The following is a 23,919-nucleotide window of genomic DNA, read 5'->3' on the forward strand; positions in this document are numbered from 1 at the left end:
GCGTCTAGCGTCTAGCGTGTGGAGCCGGCCTGGCCGGGCGCGGGCGGCGCGAATGCGGCGCCGTCCGTCAGGTAGCGGTGCACGGCCGGCAGATGTTCGAGCGCGAGCGCCGGATACGCGTGATGCACCTGGTGATAGCCGATATTGCGCGGATACAGCACGAGCTTGCCGATCCAGCCGAACGTCATCGTGCGTGTCATCCGCCAGATCGATTCCGGCGCGCGTTCGTCGATCTCGACGTGCTGGTGTTCGAGCAGCACGCGGTTCGCGTTCATGATGCCGCCGACGATCCACGGCAGTCCGTAGTACGTGAAGAACGGCAGATCCCAGTGCACGACGGCCGCAATCGCGAGCAGATAGCCCGCACAATGCGGCAGGTCGGCGCGCGCGCATGCGATGACTTCAGGGTGACGGCGCAGATCCTGGCGCGAGCGGTCCTGCATGAAGCCGCGCGCATACCACGGCCGGAACGCGGGCCAGGCGAGCGCAAGCGGCGCCATCAGCGCGCGCAGCGGCCACCAGACCGGCAGCAGCGCGCCGCGCAGCATCATCACACGCCGCACCCAGCCGCCGCGCGCGGCCAGCCGGTGCAGGTACGGATCCTCGGTGGTGCCGACCGCACGGTGATGGCGCAGGTGGTGATAGCGCATCGCGGCGATCGACGAACCGATCGTCCAGCCGGCGAGCGCTTCGACGAGCGCCAGCGGCAGCGTCATGCGCCGCATCGGGAGATGGCAGGCATCGTGCAGGATCACGCCGAATGCCTGCAGCCGGCCCGCGATCAGTAACACGGCCGCGACATGGACGAACGGATTCGGCACGAAGCGGATCGCGGCCCAGCACAGCAGGATGCCGAGCCAGTCGATGCACGCATAGCGGACGAGCCGCCACGGCCGCGCACCGGCTGCGAACGGCAGCGTGCGGTTCAGTTCGGCAGGGGTCGGCAGGGCGGATGGCGTTGGCATTCGATGAGGTCGGGCACACCGGCGACGGCGCGCATGCAGGCGTATCGGTCGGCAATATACACCGGATTCCTCAGGCGACGAGCGGCCGCATTCAACGCGCGGCGCAGGGCTTGCCGAACCATCGCGCTGCAGCGTGCGCGGCTTCGTCGGCGCTCGCAGCATCGTCACCGGCCCACGCGACGACACCGTCGGGCCGCACGAGCACGGCGCGCAATCCCAACCGGTCTTTCGCATCGCTGGCGAGATAGGCGATCCGGTCGCGCCAGCGATTGGCGAGCGCCTGAAACGGCCTTCCGCCATCGAAGTCCAGCAGCACACCTTTGCCGTGCCTGACGTGTTCGCCGAGCCGGGTTCCGTCGGCCAGTTCGAAGTCGGGAACGCTGCGTCCCGCGAGCGGATGGCCGTCGCCGAGATCGGCATCCTCGACAACGACGGCGAAGGCGCGCTGACGTTTCGCGCGCTTGCTACGCACCTGGTGACCGGAAGCGGCGCGATCTACTGGCATGTCGCCGACAAGCACGACCTGCTCGCGGCGGCCGCGGATCGGGTGATCGCGGGCGCGATGGCGGACGAGTCGGCGGCGCCTGACGGCGATGCGGCGGAGGCGATCCGTCGCGTCGCGTTGCGTCTGTTCGATGCGTTCAGCTCACATCCGTGGGTGGGCGCGCAGTTGTTCCGCGCGCCGTGGTAGGACGCGGTGCTGCGGATTCTCGAAAGCGTCGGCGGGCCTCTGCAGGTGCTGGGCGTGCCGGGGCCCGCGCAATTCAACGCGGCATCCGCGCTGATGCACTCCATCTTCGGGCTGGCCGGCCAATACGCGGCCGGCGCCCGCCTGCATTCGCGCGATCCGGCGCAGCCGGAGATCGTTGCGGCCGTCGCCGGCCGGTGGAAGCAACTCGATCCCGCGGAATGTCCGTTCGTGCGCAAGGTGGCGGCGCAACTGGCCGCGCACGACGAGCGCGAGCAGTTCGTGGCCGGCGTCGACCTCATCCTGAAAGGGATCGGAACGGCCCGGTAGGTGTTATGCCGCGGGCCGATTCGCGTCGAGCCGCCGGCCTGTCACGCTCGCGCGTACGCTGGTTTACTCGATCAGCCGCAGCGCGTCCGCGAGCGACAGCACCGTCGTGCGCGATTCGAAAGCGGTGGAGAACAGGTGCTCATGGACCACTGGGTCCGGGTCGTAACAGCAGTCCTTGACCGTGTACAGGCGGAAGTCCGCGTCGCTCGCGTAGGCGATCGACGACAGCATGACGCCCGTCGACGCGATGCCGACCATGATCAGCGAATCGACACCTTGTTCAACCAGCCGCGCTTGCAGATCGGTGCCGAAGAACACGCTGGCGCGATGCGCAACGATCAGCGGCTCGCCGGGCTGCCGGCCGAGTTCCGGCGACGGGCCGTCGTCGACGAAGAGGCCGAGCTGCTTGATGCCCTGGCCGTTCTTGTTGCGCGGGCTGATTTCCGGATAGCCGGGGCTGAACCGGAGGTTCGCGAACCAGACGCCGATGCCGCTTGCCCGGGCCGCATCGCAGAGCCGGCGCGTATTGGCGAGCAACCCGGGCGCGACGGACGGGAAGAGGCCGAGGATGTCGGTCTGGTAATGCATGACGAGCAGCGCGGTGCTTGACGGCACGATGGCGGGAATCGGCGCGGATGGGCTGTCGCCGGGAGTCGTGCGGGTTGCCGTTGCGATATCCGGTGCGTTTTGCCGAGTCATGAACGAGTGTCTCCGATTGCCCGCGGGGAATTTCAGCGTTCCCGATTTGTACCGGAAAATCGGGGCGCTTGCCGATGCGATTCTCGTAGGGGCGTTTTGCCGCGTCGCGCGGCCATCCCCGCCAAACCGGCGCCACGTCCCTGCGCCGCCGCAATATACTGGCGTGCGCTTTATCGGCCCACGGTCGTTCACGGTCGTGCGATGCCCATGTCGATCGTCGGCCGCGATTGCTTGCCACTGCCGGCTTGCCGTTTTCGCGCGGAGCGTGCCCGAAGCGGCAATGCCCGGCGCGATGCCATTTCCTGTCACGTTGCGCCAACACGAGCTACACGTCATGCCAGTTACCGGATTCAGTCACTACAATTTGCGGGCGGATCGGCAGACACTCGATTCGCTTCGCGATTTCTACGTCGACATCGTCGGCTTGCAGGAAGGGTTTCGTCCGCCGTTCAAGAGCTTCGGGTATTGGTTGTATGCGGGCACGCAGGCCGTGCTGCATCTGTCGGAAGCGCGGCCGGGCGAGTCGCGCCCGTCAAACGTTGCCAATACGTTCGATCATGTTGCGTTCTCCTGTGCGGACGCCGCCGAAATGGCGCGTCATCTGACCGATGCCAACGTGGTGTTCACGCGTGCCTACGTTCCGCTCACCGGCCAGATGCAGATTTTCTTCCGCGATCCGGCAGGCAATGGCGTCGAGCTGAATTTCGCGCCGGCCGACTGACCGAGCCGAGAACAATTCCAAGGCGCCACGATGGCGCTCGACCTCGAGGAAGGGGATTTCCTGGCAGTGGTACATATCGTTTTTGGGCCGCAAGGTGCCGGCAAGTCTACTTACGCGCGGACGCTTTCGGACTGGTGTCAGGATCAGGGTGTGATTCCGGCGCGGGCAACGCGGCCTGCATCGCCTGCAGCTTGCCCAGGACATCCGCATCCACGTGGACGTGTCGCGCGGGCCAGCGCGGCCGAATCTGCACGCCGGTGTGGACACCGGGCGGCAGCGTGAGCAGATTCGAATGCATCGTGAGGTTATCCGTGGACGCAATGGGCTATAAGCCAGGGTCATTGCAAAGCAATTCGTCCATGAGCATGCCGGCGCGTGCCGATATCAACCGGCCGCCGCTGTTGCCATGGGGCAATCGTGCGTGGTATCGGCACGATAGAAAACGACCGCCTCGAATCAGTCGTCAACCATTTCAGCGGCAGCGTGCTGACATTCCGGCAATATAAACTCGCATCAAGGTATTCATTTCCTTAAAATCAATCCGCTCATGTATTGATTCAAATCGCGAAAATCCTTGACTGTCCAGGGGTGGGGTGGCAGTTTTACACCATTTTCCCGCAACGTTTTTGGAATCAGGTCCCCGTTTGGACGAAGTATGACTGACGAGACAATAACGCCTGGATAATCGTTGAGTCGTTTTTTGAAGGCGGGCGTCGTTAGATCAGGCGTGGGTGGGTTGCTTTTATTGGCCAATGGTCCTGTTCCTTTGGCATCTGCTCCGTGGCACATGGCACATCTCGCCAGGAAGATCTTTTTCCCGTTATCACTATCCGCGAAGGCGGGTGATGTTTGAACAAGCAATGACATTCCTAATAATGAAGCGACGAGGAATATTTTCATTTTTCGTGGTCTCGTTGTGTGAACCGGTGCACGTCTCGGTGGGGTCGATTGCTGCCGAATGGCGAGTTCTCCATTGGGCGCGCCGATTATTCACCTGCCGGCATTGCGCCAGATGATGAGGCACGCCCAACTCCGCCACTTCAAAAAATCGACCTTCCCGAATAAGTCGTCAACCATTCCAGCGCCAGCGTGCTGGCACTCCGACGATATAAACCGACTATGTCGTCCGGGCGCCGACCAAGCGGGCGAGTGCCGCGCTACTTTCGACGACCGGGTTCGACCAGTTCAGTCATGCGTCCAATCAACGAACCGGTCACTCGAGTGGCGCCCTTTGTCTCTATATCGGACGTCCCTAGTCGAGATCGGGCGTCACTTCTCCCTCCCACCTCCCCCATATCACTATTTTCGATTTTTCATTTTGCCGTGGCTCCTTTGGCAGTATCGACTAGCTGTTCGATTAGTTCAAATTTGCCCCTCGACCAATCAAGGGTCGTAATTTGCTTTTGCCACCAACTAATGAGGCTAACAAGGCAGTAGAGCGTTCTATCGGCCTCATGTGCGCCAAGTGGAACCCGGCTGTTGTGAGATGCCGCGTTTCGCCACTTTAAGAGTTCATTAAGACATTCGCCAACATGACTCGGAAAAGGCGTTCGGCGCGACTTCGGCTTCGTCAGCTCGTCGAATTTTGTTCCGTAATATGATCGATCGCTCTTGATGAGAGAAACAAACTCCCGGAGGATTGGTTTTATCCCTTCCATGTCGGAATCATTGTCAATCGCTCTAATTTTATCAAACAAGGTGTCAGCGGTCGATTGAGTCATCTTCCCATTTGGGAATTGTTCGTCGATATTTTTATGCAGGCGATCCAACGTCTGGCCAAGCGTTAAGTTGCTTGGGATCTGCTCCCTCAAAAGGCTGACGTATATGCGCTGAAGATAATCCTCGGCTATTAACCCAAGGGTGCTAACGCAATGCTGAAAATCATTATCCTCATAATAATCCAGTGCTCGTGTAAAAGCACTAGATATCTGGCGGTCGTCAATTAGGCTCAAAAGAACGCCAGACACCATTGCGAAATATGGCCGAAATAGACTATCATCAGGTGCAAACACACGGCTCACAGTTGCATTCTGAAGCACGCCAATAGCTGAATAGAATTCTTGCATTGCGCAGACGTCGGCTTTTTGAATGGCTGCCAAGCATAACGCTCCGTCGATGCGAGGGAGCTGAAGGAATGATATCAGGCCGTTTTTTATCTGAAATAGACGATTCGGAAAAACTGACGATCTAAACCCATCGAATAACACCTTCTCTTCAAATATCTTCACCGCACTATTGAATTTATCGCAAAATTCTACCGGGTCAATCTTTTCTATCCATGCATCGATGTTTGGAATATTTGAAACAGTGATGCCCGCCTTTTTCTTGGTCATTACGGAAAATAGGACATTTATGGGGCTCAAGCGATTGGTTAATCGCAACAACTCCGCTCGACTATCCTCGCCGAGCTTTCTTGCGGTAACGGCAGGCAGGAATCGCTCCGTCTCCCCATTTTTCTCCAGCTCGCTGAGTGTTCCAAGTCTCTCCATTAGATAGAGGGACAGTGGCGACGAATTATCCCATGCACCTTTGAGCTCCCAATAGCCCTCTTCATATGGATTTACCAGATAAGAAAGTATCGGGGAGCATATAGCCTCATCGAAAGATGTGCTATCTCTTCTGCGCAAAGCTCCAGAGTCGGCATCCCTGTCACTCACATTTTCTATAGCCCTTACGAGCATGCGCAATTGATTTTTTGTCATTGCAAACCCCGAAAAATTATTTTCTATAAAATATTTTGGTGTGGACGGCGCATTCCGTGCTAGGTACATTTTCCACTTATCGCTGACTTGGCGGCGAACTAGAATAGTTTACCTCGGGACCTGTCCTTTTTGGTCTAGCAGGCTGGTTGAGATTAAACCAAGGCAAGTGTACGTCGGAACTCGGACAAGTTTTCGATTGCAAACGGCCATCGGTGGCCCGGTTGGCTGGTACGAGCCATATCAGAGCGGCCGTCGATAATTCAGGATAAGCGAGCGACCGATATACATAGAGAGTGGCCGTTTCGCTCGCGATGGATCGATCGCCCGTTTGGGGGCGATTGCTGCCGATGGCCGAATTCCCCCATTGAGCGCGCCGGTGCGCGCCGACATGAATCTGCCGCCGTTGCGCTAGGTGAGGCGCACTTAACTCCGCCCCCTCAAAAAATCGACCTTCCCGAATAAGTCGTCAACCACTCCAGCGCCAGCGTCCCTGCCAGCGAGTTCCCGTTCGCATCGAGCCCCGGCGCCCACACGCACACGGCCATCTCGCCGGGCAGCACCGCGACGATCCCGCCGCCGACGCCGCTTTTCGCGGGCAGCCCGACGCGATACACGAAATCGCCGGCCGCATCGTAGGTGCCGCAGGTCAGCATCAGCGCCGACAGCCTTTTCGCGGAACTCGAATCGACGATCCGTTCGCCGGTGACCGGCGCGACGCCGCCGTTCGCAAGGAACAGCGCGGCGCGCGCCAGCTCGACGCAGTTCATCGTGATCGCGCACTGGCGGCAGTACGCGTCGATCACCGTGTCGGGCGGCATCTGCATGTTGCCGAAGCTCGCCATGAAGTGCGCCATCGCGCGGTTGCGCTCCGCGTGCTGCAGCTCCGACTGCGCGACGCGCGAATCGTAGTCGATGTCGTTCGTGCCGATCAGCCGCCGCACGAATTCGACGAGCGCCGTCTCGGCCCGCACGAAGCGGCGGCACAGCACGTCGGTGACAACCAGCGCGCCGGCGTTGATGAACGGGTTGCGCGGCTTGCCGCGCTCGCTTTCGAGCTGCACGAGCGAATTGAACGCGGTGCCGGACGGCTCGCGGCCGACCCGCTCCCACAGCGCGTCGCCCAGCAGCTGGAACGCGAGCGTGCACGCGAACAGCTTCGAGATGCTCTGGATCGAGAAGCGCTCGTCCGCGTCGCCGACCGTGCAAACGTTTCCGTCCAGCGTCACGACGGCCATCCCGAACTTGTCGGCGGGCACTTTCGCGAGCTCGGGAATGTAGTCGGCAACCCGTCCCCGGCCAATCCAGGGGGTGAGTTCGGTGTGGATGCGTTCGAGGATAGTCTGGTAATTCATCGAGTCAGGCGGGTAGGTAAGCGGCCAGGATTCAAGCGAGCCCGTATGGAACCGTCCCGGCGCCGATTCGTCAAGCGCGGACGATATCGCGCCCTTATTCTCAAGACCTCTGAACAGGCAGTCTGCGGGCGCAGTATCATGCGGTACGTTTCGGCCAATGGCCGGCGTCCGGCACCGGCCGGCGCCGCCGCGGCTTCCCCGATGAACCGACCGCTGCCCATGTCTTTTCGCATCCTGCTCGTCGAAGACGACACCCGCCTGTCCACGCTGATCGCCGGCTACCTGCGCAAGAACGACTATGAAGTCGACACCGTGCTGCATGGGGACGCCGCGGTGCCGGCGATCCTGTCCATTCGTCCCGATCTCGTCATTCTCGACGTGAACCTGCCGGGCAAGGACGGCTTCGAAATCTGTCGCGAGGCGCGCAAGCAGTACGACGGCGTGATCATCATGGTGACGGCGCGCGACGAGCCGTTCGACGAACTGCTCGGCCTCGAGTTCGGCGCGGACGACTATGTCCACAAGCCGGTCGAGCCGCGCATCCTGCTCGCGCGGATCAAGGCCCAACTGCGCCGTGCGCCCGCGCGCGCGGCCGAGAGCACCGCGCCGCAGCCCGAGCGCTACGCGTTCGGCAAGTTCTCGATCGACCGCACCGACCGCTCCGTCGTGCTGCCCGACGGCAGCACGCCCGACCTGACGTCGGCCGAATTCGACCTGTTGTGGGCGCTCGTGTGCCATGCGGGCGAAGTCGTCAGCCGCGACGACCTGATGCTGCAGTTGCGCGGCGTCGAGTTCGACGGCCTCGACCGCACGATCGACGGGCGCATCTCGAAGCTGCGCCGCAAGCTGCGCGACGACGCGAGCAACCCGCAGCGGATCAAGACGATCCGCAGCAAGGGCTATCAATTCAGCAAGCACGCGTGGGAATGACGCGGCGTTCGTACGACGCCGTCACGTTCCGCGCGGGCATTCCACCCGCCGGCCGGGAGCCGAGATGATCCGACGAACCCGTTCGCACCCCGATGCACCGCCGCTGCCGCCGCTGCGCTACGTCAAATGGCGCTGGCTGCATTTCCGCCGCGCGTGGACCGATACGCGCGCCGATCGTATTCCGAGCTGGTCGCGCCTTTACGTGCGCACCTACCTGCATCTGCTCGGCCTCGTGCTGCTGACCGTGCTCGTGCCGGCGCTCGCGCTGTGCGTCGAATTGTCGCCGCAGGTCGTGTGGCATGCGTTCGATTCGCTGCCCGGCGACATCTGGATCGTGCTCGTATTCGTGTTCGCCGCACCCGCGCTCGCGGCGTACCGGTGGATGCGGCCCGTGTGGTCGGATCTCGTGATGGTGCGCGAGCGCGCGATCGATTTCACGGGCGGGCGCTTCAACACGCGCGCGCGCGAATCGCACAGCGTGATCATCGGCCCGCTCGCGCGGACGCTGAATGCGCTCGCGATGCGCATGGAACGGCTGATCGCCGCGCAGCGCGATCTGACGAACGGCATCTCGCACGAGCTGCGCACGCCGCTCGCGCGCGTGCGCTTCGCGCTCGAAATGCTGCGCGAACCGGGTTCCGCGGCCGAATACCAGGGCGCGCTCGAGAGCATCGCGCAGGACGTGACCGAGCTTGAAGAGCTGATCGACATGAGCCTCACGTATGCGCGGCTCGAATACAGCTCGCTGCAGTCGAACCTCGAGATGACGGCCCCCGTCGCGTGGTTCGAGCATCAGGTCAACGATGCGCAGCTGCTGTATCCGGAGCGCGCGATCGAGTCGCGCATCGCGATCGCGTCGGATCTGCGCGTGAAGATGGACCGGCGGCTGATGTCGTATGCGATGCGCAACCTGTTGCGCAACGCGAGCAAGTACGCGAAATCGCGGATCGTCGTCGGGATCTCGCTCGTGCACGGCAATATCGGGGTCTTCGTCGAGGACGACGGCCCCGGCGTGCCGGAGAGCGAGCGCGAGCGGATCTTCGACGCGTTCGTACGCCTCGACCGCCGCACCGGCGGCTATGGCCTCGGCCTGTCGATCACGCGGCAGGTGCTTCATGCGCACAACGGTCGGATCGCGGTCGTCGATCCCGTCGAACTCGGCGGCGCGCGCTTCGAGATCAGCTGGCCGGTCTAGCGAGTCGCCGCACGGGCGCCGGGCCTCGACAGTCACAACAGCACGACGGCGCCCAGCCGCGCGCGCCGGTTTCGAGCGCGTCGCCGGCCATTCACGCCGTACCTTCCCGTATCGACACCTTCCCGCACCGTAATCGCGTGACGATTCGGTTGCCGCTCGTGCGCGCTTTGCATTACGATTGCAATTGCAATTATATGGGCGGGCCGATCCATGACAATGAAGACGTGCGGCCCGCGACGCAGCAGTGAAGCCGGGGCCGCCACGCTGGCCGCCCCGTTGATCATGCATTCCTGTCCGGGTCACCCATCATGCGGCTTTTGAATATCGTGTCTTCTCCTCGCGGCGCCAGGTCGGCTTCGATCGCGGTTGCCAATGCCTTTGTCGATGCGTACCGGGAGACGGGCGCCGCGATCGACGTCGATACGCTGAATGTCTGGGAAGAAGACTTGCCGGATTTTGGCAGCGACGCGATCGGCGCCAAGTACAAGGGCGTCGCAAACGCGCCGATGGATGAGGCCGAGCAGTCGATCTGGCGGCGAATCCAGTCGCTCGTGAAGCGTTTTCAGGAGGCGGACCGGATCGTCGTCGGCGTGCCGATGTGGAATTTCGGCTATCCGTACAAGCTCAAGCAACTGATCGATCTCGTCAGCCAGCGCAACATGCTGTTTACGTTCGACGGCCACGCATACGCGCCGCTGCTGGCGATTCCGCGCGCGCTGGTGATCCATGTGCGCGGGCAAAGCCGCGAAACCGGCGCGGGCGCCGACAACCCCGGGTTCCGGCATCAGGCCGACTACATCGAATTCTGGTTGAGGTTCATCGGCGTGAGCGAGGTCAGAAGCCTGACCGTCGAACACACGTGGAGTGCGCGGGCAAGCGACAGCATCGAGCGGGCGCAAGCCCGCGCGGTCGCGATGGCGGCGGAGTTCTGATCCGGGCGGGCGGCGCGACGCAGACGCGGATGCCGCCGAAACGGCATCCGCGCACGCTCAGTACGTGCGGCCGAGCTGCAGGTAGAAGTTGCGGCGGCCGCTGGGCGCGAGCGCGACGCCGATGTAGACGGGCCCGAACGCGGTCGACAGGCTCGTGAAGAACGTGTAGCTCTGCTTGAGCGCGCCGCCGCCGATCTGCTGGCCGCTCGACCAGACGTTGCCGACTTCCGCGCTGGCGCCCACCGACAGCGCCTTGATCGGCGATGCGTTGAACGTCATCAGCTGGTTCATGTAGGTCACCTGCGCGTACGCGAGCTCGTTGCCGTTCAGCTGGTCGGCCGCATACGCGGACAGATGCTGAAAGCCGCCGAGCGTGAAGTTGAACGCGTTGATCAGGTTGGTGCCGCCGATGCTCTTGCCGCCTTCGATCGTCGCGCTGACGCTGTGCCGGCCGAACTGCTGCGCAACCATCGCCTTACCGTAGATCTCGGTGTACGGCGCGTTGGTGATGCTGTCGTCGAACTCCGACGCCGACTCTCCGTTGCGCGACACCAACGAGCGCTCGACGCGCAGCTCGGTGAAATAGCCCTTGCGCGGGAACAGCGGATCGTCGAGCTGGTCGATGACGAGCCGCGCGCGCGCGGTCAGCGCCTGCGACGTGAAGCTTGACCACAGCAGCGCCTGGCCGCTGCCGTCATCGAACGGCAGGTTGTAGGTCGGCGAGCCGTGCCCGGTCACATAACCGATACCGATGCGGAAATCGCCGAGCCGCGCAATCGGCAGGCCGAGATCGAGCCCGGCGCGCGCGGTCTGCATCAGGTACTGCGTGATCTTCACGTCGCCGCTGTCGTCGTACAGGTTCGCGTAGCGGCGCTGGTATTCCGCGTACGGCGACAGATAGACGCCGTATGCCATCGACAGCGGCTGGCGGAACTCGATGCGCGCCGATTGCAGGTCGCTGCCGATCGTCGTGTCCGCGCGGAATTCGAGCCCCGATTCGGTGAGCCACGGCCGGCGGTAGCCGACGTGCAGGCGGAAGCCGCCCTCGTCGGTCGAACTGCTCGACATGCCGAGCCCGAACAGCAGGAAATTCGGCCCCCAGTATTTTTCGCGCGCGTTGATCTCGAGCACGTTTTCGTCGCCGTGGCTCACGATCTGCTGCGTGACACTCTCGAAGTTGCCGCCCGTCGTGAGCCCGAGCAGATCCTGGCTGACTGTGTCCGGATCGTAGGTGTCGCCGGGTTTCACGTGCAGCGCGTTGCTGACGACCCGCTTCGGCACGCCGCCGCTGGTCTTGATGTCGATGCGCGTGATCCGGATCGGCGGGGGCAGTGGCTGCGCGTGCGCCGACCGGTAGGCCGCGTACTGTTCCGGCGTGAGCGCGAAGCGTCGCAGCTTCGGCAGCGCCGCGGTCGCGGCGGCCGCGCCGGCGGCGATGGCCTGCTTCGCGTTCTGGAAATCGGTGAACGCGAGCGAGCCGAGGTCCGGCGTGAGCAGCACGTCCTGCGCGTCGAGCTGCTTGCGCTGCGCGGTCACGTTCTGGCGGATCAGGATGCCGACCATCTGCTGCATCACGTCGGCGGGCGACGCGAGCGCGTCGAGCGGGCGCAGTTGCGAGCCGATGTCGACCGCGATCACGACGTTCGCGCCCATCTGCCGCGCGGTGTCGACGGGCAGGTTGCTGACGAGCCCGCCGTCCACGAGCGCGCGCCCGTTGATCTCGGCCGGCGCGAACAGGCCCGGCATCGCCATGCTCGCGCGGATCGCGAGCGGCAGCGAGCCGTGGTCGAGCACCACCATCTGGCCCGTCTGCAGGTCGGTCGCGACCGCGTGGAACGGGATCGGCAGGCGGTCGAACGGCTGGTTGGTCGGCACGGCGGCTGTCCATCTCGCGAGCAGCGCCTGCAGCCGGTTGCCCTGCACGAGGCCGACCGGCGCCTTCACGCCTTTCTTGCCGAAGCCGAGCGTCAGCCCGTTGACGTACAGGCGCTCGTCCTCCCGGCTGGTTTGCGGCAGGTCCGCGCGCTCCGTCACGTCGAACGCGATGTCAGCGAGATTGACCTCCGACAGCCGCTTCTGCATCTCGCCGGCGGCCATCCCGCTCGCGTACAGGCCGCCGACCACGGCGCCCATGCTGGTGCCGGCGATGCAGTCGATCGGGATGCGGTTGTCCTCCAGCACCTTGAGGACCCCGAGGTGCGCATAGCCGCGCGCGCCGCCGCCGGACAGCACCAGGCCGATCGACGGGCGGCCGGCCGAGCCGCCGTCGGCTTCGCAGGTGTGCCCGGCCGCGGCGGGCGCCGCAGCCGGCGCGCTGGCGGCAGCGACCGGGGCCGGGGCTGCTGCGGCGGTAGCGGCGGTAGCGGCGGAGCCGGCGGCCGGCAGCGGTTGCGCGGCGACCGTGCAGCACCAGAAGGCGACGAGCGTCGTGCAAAGCGGGCGCAACCGCGCCCAGCGGGAGGAAACGGTCGCTGTCATGGTGGAAATAGCTGGCGTGATCGGGCGTCTGAGGCCTGCCGGGAGCAGGCAAGACCGAGAGATTACCGTGTTTTACAGGCGCAATGCGAGTGGCTGTTGCGTAGCCGGATGCGTCCGGAACAGTATTTTTGACAATTCAGTCGCGAAAAAATCATCGGAATTGCCTAAAGTATCGGAACGATTTGCCGCTAAGTTCGTGATGGGGCGGCATGGACGGGCCACGGAAATGCGGCCCGGCTGCCTTGGCCTGTTCGATTACAAAGGTTTGATATGTCGACACCGCTGTTCGGAAAGTTGTTTGCGCAACCCGTTGCGATCGATCCTGGAACGGCGAGTACGCGGATTTATACGCATGAACGCGGGGTGGTGCTGAACCAGCCGTCGGTCGTCTGCTTCCGCAAGGCCGGCGCCGGTGTGACCGACGCGCGGCCGACGCTCGAGGCCGTCGGCGAGCTTGCGAAGGCGCTGCTCGGCCGCGAACCGGGGCATCTCGAAGCCGTGCGGCCGATGCGGCACGGCGTGATCGCCGACGCGCACGCAGCCGAGCAGATGATCCGCAGCTTCATCGACATGTCGCGCACGCGTTCGCGCTTCGGCCGCCGCGTCGAGGTCACGTTGTGCGTGCCGTCCGATGCGACGGCCGTCGAGCGCCGCGCGCTCCGCGAGGCCGCGTTCGCCGCGGGTGTATCGGAGGTCGAACTGATCGAGGAATCGCTCGCGGCCGGGCTCGGCGCGGGCCTCCCGGTGACCGAGCCGGTTGGCTCGATGGTCGTCGATATCGGCGGCGGGACGACCGAAGTCGCGGTGATCGCGCTCGGCGGCATCGTCTACCGTGAAGCGATTCGCGTGGGCGGCAACCAGTTCGACGCGGCGATCGTCAACCATGTGCGCAACCTGTATGGCGTGCTGCTCGGCGAACAGACGGCCGAGCACGTCAAGCAGACGATCGGCTCGGCCACCAGCGCGGTGCCGCGCAGGTCGACGCGCGCGGTCGGGCGGGGTGTCGGCGATGGCCTGCCGCGCTCGATCGAGCTGTCCAACCACGATGTGGCGGACGCGCTGGCCGCGCCGCTCAAGCAGGTGATCGGCGCGGTGAAGTCGGTGCTGGAGAACGCGCCGGCCGAGCTCGTGACCGACATCGCGAATCGTGGCGTGGTGCTGACGGGCGGCGGCGCGCTGCTCGCGGATCTCGAACGCCTGCTGTACGACGAGACGGGGCTCGTCGCCCGGATCGCCGACGAGCCGGCCACCTGCGCCGTGCGCGGCGCGGGCGAGGCGATGGGGCGGCTCACGATGTGCCAGGTCGACTGATCCGGGCCGTGCCGGGCGGGCGTCGCCGAGCGGCGCGCGCAGCGACATTCTTTCGATCTCCCTGTTGCATACCCGCGTCGCCGGGCACGCTTCCCCGGTCGACTTGCCGGTAGGCCGGCCGTCGTCCGGCATCGGTCCGTCGCGTGGACACCCGAGCGCGCCGCGTGCTAGCGTTACGCGCCCGTCCGGGGCCGGGCCAGCCGATACGCCCGACGACCTGAGAGATCGAAAACCTTGAAAAACCACACCAAACGGGGCTCGTTTGCCCGCCTGGGCCGCTTGCTGGCCGTCGTCGCTTGCGTCTGGATCGTCGCGGCCGTTGCGCTCGTCGCGTACGGGATGCGGATGCCGAGCGAGGCGGCCGATGTCGCCGTGATCTTCGGCAACGCGCTCGACGAGACCGGCGCGCCGAAGCCCGTGCTTGCCGCCAGGCTCGACGTCGGCGTGCGCTGCTACCGCAGCGGGCAGTGCCCGGCGTTGCTCGTCAGCGGCGCGATCGACGGCCCCGGGCTGAACGAGGCGACCGCGATGCGCGACTATCTCGTGGCGCGCGGCGTGCCGGCCGACCGGATCACGGTCGACGACCAGGGCGACAACACGCTCGCGACCGCGCAGCACACGCTCGCGTACCTGCAGGCGCACCGCGTGTCGCGCGTGCTGATCGTCAGCCAGTATTACCACCTCGCGCGGGCGCGCCTCGCGTTCGAGCGCATCGGCATCGCGCGGGCGGACATCTCCGCCGCGTATCCGCGCCGTTTCCAGTTGCGCGACGTCTACTCGAGCTGGCGCGAAGTGCCGGCGTATGCGGTGTATGCGGTGCGGCTGTGGGCGAATCCCGATGCGCGGCCGGTTTCGTTTCGGCCCATGCTTTATCTGATGCGCCTGTTTTCGTAGCGCGGCGCGCTTTTCCCGTGACCGTGTCGACGCTTTCGCTGCGAAGCAATCGATGGCGGCACGGGTTGTCGGAGCGAGGCGCGGCGGAAATCGCCGCGATCCGCCGAGTACGGGGCATACCGGTTCCGGTCTGGCGAGTGATCGGGTGCGAATTAATCGGGTGCGAATTATATTGCCCCGGTGCCTGACGGAAGCGTAAGTATTACGCCGCGAGAAATTATCCGGATAATCGTCTCGGAATATCATTTTCTCGCTGATGCGGAGATTGTGTTTATTCGGGAAATTAAAATTGCCCGGCAGGAGGTATGCAAAATTTCACGTATTAAGCGCTCCAATAAGTAAAAAATGCGTGCCAATTTTCCCCTGATCCGAAAAGAAAAAGATCGACTGGAAAACCCTGTTTTTTTGATGTAGCCTTGTCTGACAAAAGCGGGGCGGGAATCAAATCAACCAGAAAGTCGCTGCGTAAAAAAACAGGGGCCATCGTCATGTCGTCAACCTAGTTTCACACCTGCCTTCAAGGGCCAATTAAAGACTGATCCGAGAATCAACCGACGTCGCGTCGCGACGGCCGGGGCGAATCCTTTCGTCCGTGATTTTCTGCTGCCGGCCGTTCGATTTCATTGCAATGCCAATTCCAATAACGAGGAAAAGCATGAATCTTGCGCGTTCGAAAAAAGCCGGCGAGCCGTTTCCGAGATTGCTGTTGCCGACCGGGGTGTTCCTGGCGCTGTCCGGCGCGGGCATCGTCCCGGCGTATGCGACCTGTAGTTCGGCGGGGTCCATCGTGTCCTGCTCGGGCGTCGCGAATCCGCTTGCGCCCAGCTATTCGAACAGCGGCAACAACCTGAACGTGACGGTCAACGCCGGCGCGAGCCTCGGCGTGCTGCTCGGCGTTGGCGGCACCGCGCTGTCGTTGCAGGGCAGCGGCACCACGCTGACCAACAATGGCACCATCGATCCGTCCGCGCTCGGCACCGGGCTCGGCGTGCTGTCGAGCGGCGCGCTGGTCGGCAACAACCTGGCGAGCACGACCACCATCACCAACAACGGCACGATGAAAGGCTCGACGGGCGTCGCGCTGTCCGGCGTGACCGGGATGGCGCTCGCCGCGCAGAACGGCACGGGCGGCACCACCAACATCACCAACACCGGCACCATCAGCTCGAACGGCCTGATCGGCGCGACCCTGATCGGCTCGGACGCGCCGGTCGTGGTTGCCTACGGCGGCGCGCAGGTCAACTTCAACAACAGTGGAACGATCAACGGCCGCGTCGCGTTCGAGGCATCCGGCACGCCGGGGGCCGGCAATACCTTCACCAACTCGGGCACCATCAACGGCAGCGTCTCGATGGGGGGGAACAGCGTCAATACCTTCACCGCGACCACCGGCTCGTCGGTCAATGCGAACGGCGGCACCGGGGCTGCGCTGAACCTCGGGGTCGGCGCGGTCACGATCGGCATCGCGGCCACCGGCACGGTGGACGGCGGCGCGGGCGGCAACAACACGCTGGTGCTGCAGCAGAACGGCGGCGGCCCGGCGACCGGCTCGATCAACAACAACAACTACATCAACTTCCAGAACCTGCAGGTCAACAGCGGCAACTGGACCACGACCGGCGCGTCGAGCGCGCAGAACGCCACGCTGAACGGCGGCGTGGTGAGCATCGACAACAATGCGGGGCTCGGCACCGGCACCATCACGAGCAACGGCGGCGGGATCCAGAGCGCGAATTCCGGCGTCAACCTGAGCAACGACGTGACGCTCGGCGCAGGCGGGCTGACGGTGCAGGGCGGCAACAATCTCGCGCTGTCGGGGGCGATCAGCGGCAGCGGCGGCCTCACGCAGAACGGTACGGGCACGCTCACGCTGTCGGGCGCGAACACCTATTCGGGCGGCACCGGGCTGAACAGCGGCGAGATCGTGCTGGGCAACGGCGGCGCGCTGGGCTCGGGCACCCTGACCGTCGGCGGGGCGGGCACGCTCGACACGACCGCCAACATGACGGTCGCCAACAACGTCGTGATCAACGGCGGCACGACCCTGACGCTCGGCGGCAGCAACAATCTCGGGCTGTCGGGCGCGATCTCGGGCGGGGGCGGAATGGTGCAGAACGGCCCGGGCACGACCACCCTGACTGGCGCGAACACCTATACGGGCGGCACGACGATCAACAGCGGGATCGTGTCGATCGGCGCGGGCGGCAGCCTCGCGGCGACGGGCGCGGTCAACGTGGCGGGCGCGGGCGCGGCCTTCGATATCAGCGGCGCGGGGACCAACCAGACGATCGGCGCGTTGAGCGGGGTGGCCGGCTCGACGGTGACCCTCGGCGGCAACGGCCTGACGTTCGGCGACGGCACGAACCAGACCTTCGGCGGCGCGATCACGGGTACGGGCGGGATCACGAAGGCGGGCACGGGCACGGAAACGCTGACAGGCGAGAACACCTACACGGGCGGCACGACGATCGCGAACGGCACGCTGGCGCTCAGTGGGAGCGGCAGTCTCGCGGCGACAGGGGCGGTGAGCCTGACGGGCAACGGCGCGACGCTTGACCTGAGCGGCGCGAATGGGAGCCAGACGATCGGCGCATTGAGCGGCGTGGGCGGGTCGAACGTGACGCTGGGCGGCAACGGGCTGACATTCGGCGACGGCACGAACCAGACCTTTGGCGGCGCGATCACGGGTACGGGCGGGATCACCAAGCAAGGCGGCGGCACGGAAACGCTGACGGGCGCGAACACGTACACGGGTGGCACGACCATCAACGCGGGCACGCTGTCGATCGTCGGGGGCGGCAGTCTCGCGGCGACGGGTGCGGTGACGCTCGCGAACTCGGGTACGACGCTCGACCTGAGCGGCGCGAACGGGAACCAGACGATCGGCGCGCTGAGCGGCGCGGGTGGGTCGAACGTGAGCCTGGGCGGCAACGGGCTGACATTCGGCGACGGCACGAACCAGACCTTCGGCGGCGCGATCACCGGTACGGGCGGGATCACGAAGGCGGGCACGGGCACGGAAACGCTGACGGGGGCGAACACCTACACGGGCGGCACGACCATCAACGCGGGCACGCTGGCGATCGTCGGGGACGGCAGTCTCGCGGCGACGGGTACGGTGACGCTCGCGAACTCGGGTACGACGTTCGACGTCAGCGGCGCGAATGGGAACCAGACGATCGGCGCGCTGAACGGCGTGGGCGGATCGAACGTGAGTCTCGGCGGCAAATCGCTGACCCTCGGCGGGACGACGAACGGCACGTTTGGCGGCGTGATCGCGGGCTCGGGCGGCATCACGAAGCAGGGCAGCGGCACGGAGACGCTGACGGGCGCAAACACCTATACGGGCGGCACGACGATCGCGAACGGCACGCTGGCGATCAGCGGGAGCGGCAGTCTTGCGTCGACGGGGGCGGTGAGCCTGACGGGCAACGGCGCGACGCTCGACCTGAGCGGCGCGAACGGGAACCAGACGATCGGCGCATTGAGCGGCGTGGGCGAGTCGAACGTGACGCTGGGCGGCAACGGCCTGACGTTCGGCGACGGCACGAACCAGACCTTCGGCGGCGCGATCACGGGTACGGGCGGGATCGTGAAGCAGGGCACGGGCACGGAAACGCTGACGGGGGCGAACACCTATACGGGCGGCACGACGATCGCGAACGGCACGCTGGCGCTCAGCGGCAGCGGCAGCCTTGCGTCGACGGGGGCGGTGAGCCTGACGGGCAACGGCGCGACACTCGACCTGAGCGGCGCGAACGGGAACCAGACGATCGGCGCGTTGAGCGGCGCGGGCGGGTCGAACGTGACCCTGGGCGGCAACGGGCTGACGTTCGGCGACGGCACGAACCAGACCTTCGGCGGCGCGATTACGGGTACGGGCGGGATCACGAAGGCGGGCACGGGCACGGAAACGCTGACAGGCGCGAACACCTACACGGGCGGCACGACGGTCGCGAACGGTACGCTGGCGCTCAGCGGCAGCGGCAGTCTTGCGTCGACGGGGGCGGTGAGCCTGACGGGCAACGGCGCGACACTCGACCTGAGCGGCGCGAACGGGAACCAGACGATCGGCGCGTTGAGCGGCGCGGGCGGGTCGAACGTAACCCTGGGCGGCAACGGGCTGACGTTCGGCGACGGCACGAACCAGACCTTCGGCGGCGCGATTGCGGGCACGGGCGGAATCACGAAGCAGGGCAGCGGCACGGAGACGCTGACGGGCGCGAATACCTACACGGGCGGCACGACGATCGCGAACGGCACGCTGGCGCTCAGCGGGAGCGGCAGTCTCGCGTCGACGGGGGCGGTGAGCCTGACGGGCAACGGCGCGGCGCTCGACCTGAGCGGCGCGAACGGGAACCAGACGATCGGCGCGCTGAGCGGCGCGGTCGGGTCGAACGTGACCCTGGGCGGCAATGGGCTGACATTCGGCGACGGCACGAACCAGACCTTCGGCGGCGTGATCGCAGGTACAGGCGGGATCACGAAGGCGGGCACGGGCACGGAAACGCTGACGGGGGCGAACACGTACACGGGTGGCACGACCATCAACGCGGGCACGCTGTCGATCGTCGGCAGCGGCAGCCTCGCGGCGACGGGGACGGTGACGCTCGCGAACTCGGGTACGACGTTCGACGTCAGCGGCGCGAACGGGAACCAGACGATCGGCGTGCTGAACGGCGTGGGCGGATCGAACGTGAGTCTCGGCGGCAAGTCGCTGACCCTCGGCGGGACGACGAACGGCACGTTCGGCGGCGTGATTGCGGGCTCGGGCGGGATCACGAAGCAAGGCGGCGGCACGGAAACGCTGACGGGGGCGAACACCTACACGGGCGGCACGACCATCAACGCGGGCACGCTGGCGATCGTCGGCAGCGGCAGCCTCGCGGCGACGGGTACGGTGACGCTCGCGAACTCGGGTACGACGTTCGACATCAGCGGCGCGAACGGGAACCAGACGATCGGCGCGCTGAGCGGCGTGGGCGAGTCGAACGTGACCCTGGGCGGCAACGGCCTGACGTTCGGCGACGGCACGAACCAGACCTTCGGCGGCGCGATCACGGGCTCGGGCGGGATCACGAAGCAGGGCACCGGCACGGAAACGCTGACGGGCGCGAACACCTACTCGGGCGGGACGACGATCGCGAACGGCACGCTGGCGATCGGCGGCAACGGCAGCCTTGCGTCGACCGGCACGGTGACGCTCGCGAACCTGGGCACGACCTTCGACATCAGCGGGGCCAGTGGCGCGCAGACGATCGGCGCGCTGAACGGCGCGGGCGGGTCGAACCTGAACCTGGGCGGCAACTCGCTGACTTTGGGCGGGGCCACGAACGGCACGTTCGGCGGCGCAATCGGCGGCTCGGGCGGCATCACGAAGGCGGGCGCGGGCACGGAGACGTTGACGGGCGCGAATACCTACACGGGCGGAACGACGATCGCGGGCGGCACGCTGGCGATCGGCGGGAGCGGCAGTCTCGCGGCGACGGGTGCGGTGAACCTCACCGGCAACGGTTCGACGCTCGACCTGAGCGGCGCCGGCGGGGCGCAGATGATCGGCGCGCTGTCCGGCACGGGCGGTACGACGGTCGATCTCGGCGCGAACGCGCTGGCGCTCGGCAACGGCGGCGGCAGCGCGACCTTCGGCGGCACGCTGACGGGCAATGGCTCGCTGACGAAGGTCGGCGCCGGCACGCAGACGCTGACGGGGACCAACAGCTATACCGGCGGCACGACGATCGACGCCGGCAAGCTGGTGATCGGTGCGGGCGGCAGTCTCGCGGCGACGGGCGCGGTGAACCTGGCCGGCTCGGGCGCGTCGCTCGACATCGGTGCATCGGGCGCGAACCAGACGATCGGCTCGCTGTCCGGCATCGGCGGCACGAACGTCACGCTTGGGGGCAACACGCTCACGTTCGGCGACAGCACGAACGCGACTTTCGGCGGCGCGCTCGGCGGCACGGGCGGGATCGTGAAGCAGGGCAGCGGCACGGAGACGCTGACGGGCGCGAACACCTATACCGGCGCGACGACGATCAACGCGGGCAATTTGGTGATCGGCTCGGGCGGCAGCCTGTCGAACGCGACCACCGTCAATCTCGGCGCGGCGGGCACGGGATTCACGCTCGGCAACGGCGCCGGCGCGCAGACGATCGGCGGGCTGGCCGGCGTCGCGGGCAGCAACGTTTCGCTCGGGACGAATACGCTGACGCTCGCGGGTTCGGGCAACACGTCGTTCGGCGGCACGCTTGGCGGCGCCGGCGGCCTCGTGAAGAGCGGCACCGGCACGCAGACGCTGTCGGGCAACAACACGTATGCGGGCGGCACCACGGTCACGGGCGGCACGCTCGTGCTCGGCAGCAACGGCGCGCTCGGCACCGGCGGGTTGACGGTCGGCGCGTCGAGCACGATCGACACGACGACCGCGGTGACCGTCGCGAACCCGGTGACGCTGAATGCCGGCGCGACGATCGGCGGCACCGCGGACCTGACGCTGTCGGGCGTGGTATCGGGCGCGGGCGGTCTTGTCAAGAACGGCCAGAGCACGCTGACGCTGAACAACAGCAACACCTTCCAGGGCGGCACGGTGCTCAACAGCGGCTCGCTGGTGCTCGGCAACGGCAGCGCGCTCGGCACGGGCGGGCTCACGCTGAACGGCGGCAGCATCGCACTCGGCAATACCCAGTTGACGTTGCCCACGCTGAGCGGGGCAGCGGGCGGCACGCTCGACACCGGCACGGGCGGCCTCACGGTCACGGGCAGCGGCGCCTACGGCGGCACGCTGGCGGGCGGCGGCTCGCTGACCAAGAGCGGCAGCGGCACGCTGATCCTGTCCGGCGCGAACACGTATGCCGGCGGCACCACCATCAGCGGCGGCGCGCTGCAGATCGGCAGCGGCGGCACCACGGGCAGCCTCGCGGGCAACATCGCGGACGCGGGATCGCTGATCTTCAACCGTTCGGACAACACGTCGTTCGGCGGTGCGATCTCGGGCGCCGGTTCGCTGACGCAGGCCGGCAGCGGGCAACTGACGTTGACGGGCACCAGCACGTTGAGCGGCCCGACCACGGTCAGCGCGGGCACGCTCGCCGTCAACGGTTCGCTCGGCCAGTCGACCGTGACCGTGCAGAGCGGCGCGACGCTGACGGGCACCGGCACGATCGGCGGCCTCGTGGTGCAGGGCGGCGCGAAGGCGGCCGCGTCGCAGCCGGGCGCGGCGCTGAACGTGGGCGGCAACGTCACGTTCCAGCCGGGTTCGACGTTCCAGGTCGCGGCCACGCCGCAGCAAAGCGGCAGCCTCGCGGCGGGCGGCACGGCGACGCTGAACGGCGGCAACGTGCAGGTGCTCGCGAACCAGGGCAGCTACCAGCCGAGCACGACCTACACGATCCTGACCGCCGCGTCGGGCGTGCAGGGTGCGTTCAGCCAGGTGAGCGCGAACTACGCGTTCCTGATGCCGAAGCTCAGCTACGATCCGAACCACGTTTACCTGCAACTGGTCGCGAACGGCACGTCGCTGCCCGACGTCGCAACGACGCCGAACCAGCGCTCCGTCGCGGCCGCGCTCGGCGGGCTCGGCGCCGGCAACCCGCTGTACGACGCCGTGATGACGACCGACGCGGCGACCGCGCGCCGCGCATACGGGCTGCTCGACGGCGAACTGCAGGCAAGCCTGAAGAGCATGCTGCTGCTCGACAGCCGCTATGTGCGCGACGCGGTGACCGATCGTGTCCGCCAGGGCCTCGCGCCCGGAGCGGGCCCGCTCGCCGCGCTGTCGTCGGGTGGCGCGGCCTTGTGCGGCGACAACACGGCTGGTGCGGTCGACCCGACGCTGCCGCCGGAACGCCGGATCGGCTCGCGCGACGGCTGCTACGGCGGCACGCCTTACCAGCCGGTCGTCTGGGGGCAGGCGTTCGGCGGCCGCAGCCGGCTCACCGGCGACGGCAACGCGTCGACGATCAACCGCAGCATGACGGGCTTCATCGCCGGCGCCGACATGGCGCTCAACGACAAGTGGCGTGCGGGCCTGGCCGCGGGTGTCACGCACAGCTCGCTCGACAACGACCTGAGTTCGTCGGCGTCGGTGAACAGCTACTACCTGTCGCTGTACGGCGGTGCGCAGTACGGTGCACTCGGCGTGCGCGGCGGCGCGTCGTACACGTGGTACCGGATCAACAGCGACCGTTCGCCGAGCTTCGCGGGCTTCTCCGACCACGATTCGGCCGGCTACGACGCGAATTCGGCGCAGGTGTTCGGCGAAATCGGCTACGCGCTGCCGGTCGGGCCCGTGGCGATCGAACCGTTCGCGGGCCTCGCGTATGTGAACCTGCATACCGACGGCTACACGGAAACCGGGGGCGCGGCCGCGCTGCGCGCCGGCGGCGAGACGACGCATGTCGGCTTCTCGACCCTCGGCTTGCGCGCGGCGTCGCAACTCGGCTCGATCGGGAGCGGCACGTTCACCGCGCGCGGGACGGTCGGCTGGCGGCATGCGTTCGGCAACGCGAGTCCGTCGTCGGCGTTCACGTTCGCGAACGGCGGTACGTCGTTCCAGGTATCGGGCGTGCCGATTGCCCGCGACAGCGCCGTGCTCGAGGCCGGCATCGACGCGAACATCACGAAGCGCCTGACGCTCGGCCTCACGTACAGCGGCCAGTACGGCAGCGGCGTGCGCGACAACGCCATTCTCGGCAACATCCTGTGGAAGTTCTGACCGGCGCCT

General features: G+C 66.1%; 17 protein-coding genes. 9 read left to right on the forward strand and 8 right to left on the reverse strand.

All coding sequences use genetic code 11. The features are described 5' to 3' along the window. Positions 1-11: 11 nt before the first annotated feature. Both HWX36_RS17155 and HWX36_RS37190 read right to left on the reverse strand, forming a co-directional pair. Complete coding sequence (locus tag HWX36_RS17155; RefSeq protein WP_175953236.1) at positions 12-965, reverse strand: fatty acid desaturase family protein; 954 nt, start codon at positions 963-965, stop codon at positions 12-14. 91 nt (positions 966-1,056) lie between these two features. Next, a complete protein-coding gene (locus HWX36_RS37190) occupies positions 1,057-1,470 on the reverse strand; it encodes a hypothetical protein (protein WP_347879221.1) in 414 nt (137 codons plus the stop codon). Positions 1,471-1,527: 57 nt separating this feature from the next. On the opposite strand from HWX36_RS37190, the gene HWX36_RS37780 reads away from it, so the two are divergent. Both HWX36_RS37780 and HWX36_RS37200 read left to right on the forward strand, forming a co-directional pair. Then, complete coding sequence (locus HWX36_RS37780) at positions 1,528-1,656, forward strand: hypothetical protein (protein ID WP_347879218.1); 129 nt, start codon at positions 1,528-1,530, stop codon at positions 1,654-1,656. Positions 1,657-1,662: 6 nt separating this feature from the next. Next, the gene (locus tag HWX36_RS37200; RefSeq protein WP_244136439.1) at positions 1,663-1,983 is read left to right on the forward strand and encodes a hypothetical protein; all 321 of its coding nucleotides are present in this window, start codon (positions 1,663-1,665) and stop codon (positions 1,981-1,983) included. A gap of 63 nt (positions 1,984-2,046) precedes the next feature. Here HWX36_RS37200 and HWX36_RS17165 read toward each other — a convergent pair whose 3' ends face one another. After that, entirely contained in the window at positions 2,047-2,682 is a 636-nt protein-coding gene (locus HWX36_RS17165; protein WP_175953237.1) for an isochorismatase family cysteine hydrolase, read from the reverse strand. 334 nt (positions 2,683-3,016) lie between these two features. Between HWX36_RS17165 and HWX36_RS17170 the strand changes: the two genes are divergently transcribed. Beyond that, the gene (locus HWX36_RS17170) at positions 3,017-3,403 is read left to right on the forward strand and encodes a VOC family protein (RefSeq protein ID WP_175953353.1); all 387 of its coding nucleotides are present in this window, start codon (positions 3,017-3,019) and stop codon (positions 3,401-3,403) included. A 106-nt stretch (positions 3,404-3,509) separates the two neighbouring features. Here HWX36_RS17170 and HWX36_RS17175 read toward each other — a convergent pair whose 3' ends face one another. From HWX36_RS17175 to HWX36_RS17190, 4 genes are all read right to left on the reverse strand, one after another. Next, positions 3,510-3,701, reverse strand: coding sequence for a hypothetical protein (locus tag HWX36_RS17175; protein ID WP_175953238.1), 192 nt, complete (start codon positions 3,699-3,701; stop codon positions 3,510-3,512). Between the two features lie 224 nt (positions 3,702-3,925). Further along, positions 3,926-4,303, reverse strand: a complete 378-nt coding sequence (locus HWX36_RS17180; RefSeq protein ID WP_175953239.1) for a cytochrome c — start codon at positions 4,301-4,303, stop codon at positions 3,926-3,928. A gap of 413 nt (positions 4,304-4,716) precedes the next feature. Further along, positions 4,717-6,105, reverse strand: a complete 1,389-nt coding sequence (locus tag HWX36_RS17185; RefSeq protein WP_175953240.1) for a hypothetical protein — start codon at positions 6,103-6,105, stop codon at positions 4,717-4,719. A 437-nt stretch (positions 6,106-6,542) separates the two neighbouring features. Next, positions 6,543-7,457, reverse strand: a complete 915-nt coding sequence (locus tag HWX36_RS17190) for a glutaminase (RefSeq protein ID WP_175953241.1) — start codon at positions 7,455-7,457, stop codon at positions 6,543-6,545. Between the two features lie 219 nt (positions 7,458-7,676). Between HWX36_RS17190 and HWX36_RS17195 the strand changes: the two genes are divergently transcribed. The 3 genes from HWX36_RS17195 to HWX36_RS17205 all read left to right on the forward strand — a co-directional run bounded on the left by HWX36_RS17195 (position 7,677) and on the right by HWX36_RS17205 (position 10,514). Next, on the forward strand, positions 7,677-8,387 hold the full coding sequence (locus HWX36_RS17195) for a response regulator (protein WP_166961862.1): 711 nt from the start codon (positions 7,677-7,679) through the stop codon (positions 8,385-8,387). A gap of 64 nt (positions 8,388-8,451) precedes the next feature. Then, a complete protein-coding gene (locus HWX36_RS17200; protein WP_175953242.1) occupies positions 8,452-9,582 on the forward strand; it encodes an ATP-binding protein in 1,131 nt (376 codons plus the stop codon). 308 nt (positions 9,583-9,890) lie between these two features. Then, positions 9,891-10,514, forward strand: coding sequence for an NAD(P)H-dependent oxidoreductase (locus tag HWX36_RS17205; protein ID WP_175953243.1), 624 nt, complete (start codon positions 9,891-9,893; stop codon positions 10,512-10,514). A gap of 57 nt (positions 10,515-10,571) precedes the next feature. Here HWX36_RS17205 and HWX36_RS17210 read toward each other — a convergent pair whose 3' ends face one another. Then, positions 10,572-12,992 (reverse strand): patatin-like phospholipase family protein, encoded by a 2,421-nt coding sequence (locus HWX36_RS17210; protein ID WP_175953244.1) that lies wholly within the window; start codon positions 12,990-12,992, stop codon positions 10,572-10,574. 270 nt (positions 12,993-13,262) lie between these two features. Here HWX36_RS17210 and HWX36_RS17215 point away from each other — a divergent pair, with 270 nt between their 5' ends. From HWX36_RS17215 to HWX36_RS17225, 3 genes are all read left to right on the forward strand, one after another. Continuing rightward, positions 13,263-14,303 carry a rod shape-determining protein gene (locus HWX36_RS17215; RefSeq protein ID WP_175953245.1) on the forward strand — a complete coding sequence of 347 codons (1,041 nt, stop codon included), beginning with the start codon at positions 13,263-13,265 and terminating at the stop codon, positions 14,301-14,303. A gap of 234 nt (positions 14,304-14,537) precedes the next feature. Further along, a complete protein-coding gene (locus tag HWX36_RS17220) occupies positions 14,538-15,197 on the forward strand; it encodes a YdcF family protein (protein ID WP_175953246.1) in 660 nt (219 codons plus the stop codon). Between the two features lie 655 nt (positions 15,198-15,852). Beyond that, entirely contained in the window at positions 15,853-23,910 is an 8,058-nt protein-coding gene (locus tag HWX36_RS17225) for an autotransporter-associated beta strand repeat-containing protein (protein ID WP_175953247.1), read from the forward strand. The last annotated feature ends 9 nt before the right edge of the window (positions 23,911-23,919 follow it).

It is taken from the genome of Burkholderia sp. BCC0405 (assembly GCF_902833075.1).
Taxonomy (GTDB): domain Bacteria; phylum Pseudomonadota; class Gammaproteobacteria; order Burkholderiales; family Burkholderiaceae; genus Burkholderia.

Excerpts from the sequence above, each read along its gene's own strand:
- HWX36_RS17225 (WP_175953247.1), top strand. The coding sequence starts at position 15,853 with ATGAATCTTGCGCGTTCGAAAAAAGCCGGCGAGCCGTTTCCGAGATTG.
- HWX36_RS17195 (WP_166961862.1), top strand. The coding sequence starts at position 7,677 with ATGTCTTTTCGCATCCTGCTCGTCGAAGACGACACCCGCCTGTCCACG.
- HWX36_RS17175 (WP_175953238.1), bottom strand. The coding sequence starts at position 3,701 with ATGCATTCGAATCTGCTCACGCTGCCGCCCGGTGTCCACACCGGCGTG.
- HWX36_RS17205 (WP_175953243.1), top strand. The coding sequence starts at position 9,891 with ATGCGGCTTTTGAATATCGTGTCTTCTCCTCGCGGCGCCAGGTCGGCT.
- HWX36_RS37780 (WP_347879218.1), top strand. The coding sequence starts at position 1,528 with ATGGCGGACGAGTCGGCGGCGCCTGACGGCGATGCGGCGGAGGCGATC.
- HWX36_RS17190 (WP_175953241.1), bottom strand. The coding sequence starts at position 7,457 with ATGAATTACCAGACTATCCTCGAACGCATCCACACCGAACTCACCCCC.
- HWX36_RS17200 (WP_175953242.1), top strand. The coding sequence starts at position 8,452 with ATGATCCGACGAACCCGTTCGCACCCCGATGCACCGCCGCTGCCGCCG.
- HWX36_RS17185 (WP_175953240.1), bottom strand. The coding sequence starts at position 6,105 with ATGACAAAAAATCAATTGCGCATGCTCGTAAGGGCTATAGAAAATGTG.
- HWX36_RS17210 (WP_175953244.1), bottom strand. The coding sequence starts at position 12,992 with ATGACAGCGACCGTTTCCTCCCGCTGGGCGCGGTTGCGCCCGCTTTGC.
- HWX36_RS37190 (WP_347879221.1), bottom strand. The coding sequence starts at position 1,470 with ATGCCAGTAGATCGCGCCGCTTCCGGTCACCAGGTGCGTAGCAAGCGC.
- HWX36_RS17215 (WP_175953245.1), top strand. The coding sequence starts at position 13,263 with ATGTCGACACCGCTGTTCGGAAAGTTGTTTGCGCAACCCGTTGCGATC.
- HWX36_RS17170 (WP_175953353.1), top strand. The coding sequence starts at position 3,017 with ATGCCAGTTACCGGATTCAGTCACTACAATTTGCGGGCGGATCGGCAG.
- HWX36_RS17165 (WP_175953237.1), bottom strand. The coding sequence starts at position 2,682 with ATGACTCGGCAAAACGCACCGGATATCGCAACGGCAACCCGCACGACT.
- HWX36_RS17155 (WP_175953236.1), bottom strand. The coding sequence starts at position 965 with ATGCCAACGCCATCCGCCCTGCCGACCCCTGCCGAACTGAACCGCACG.
- HWX36_RS17180 (WP_175953239.1), bottom strand. The coding sequence starts at position 4,303 with ATGAAAATATTCCTCGTCGCTTCATTATTAGGAATGTCATTGCTTGTT.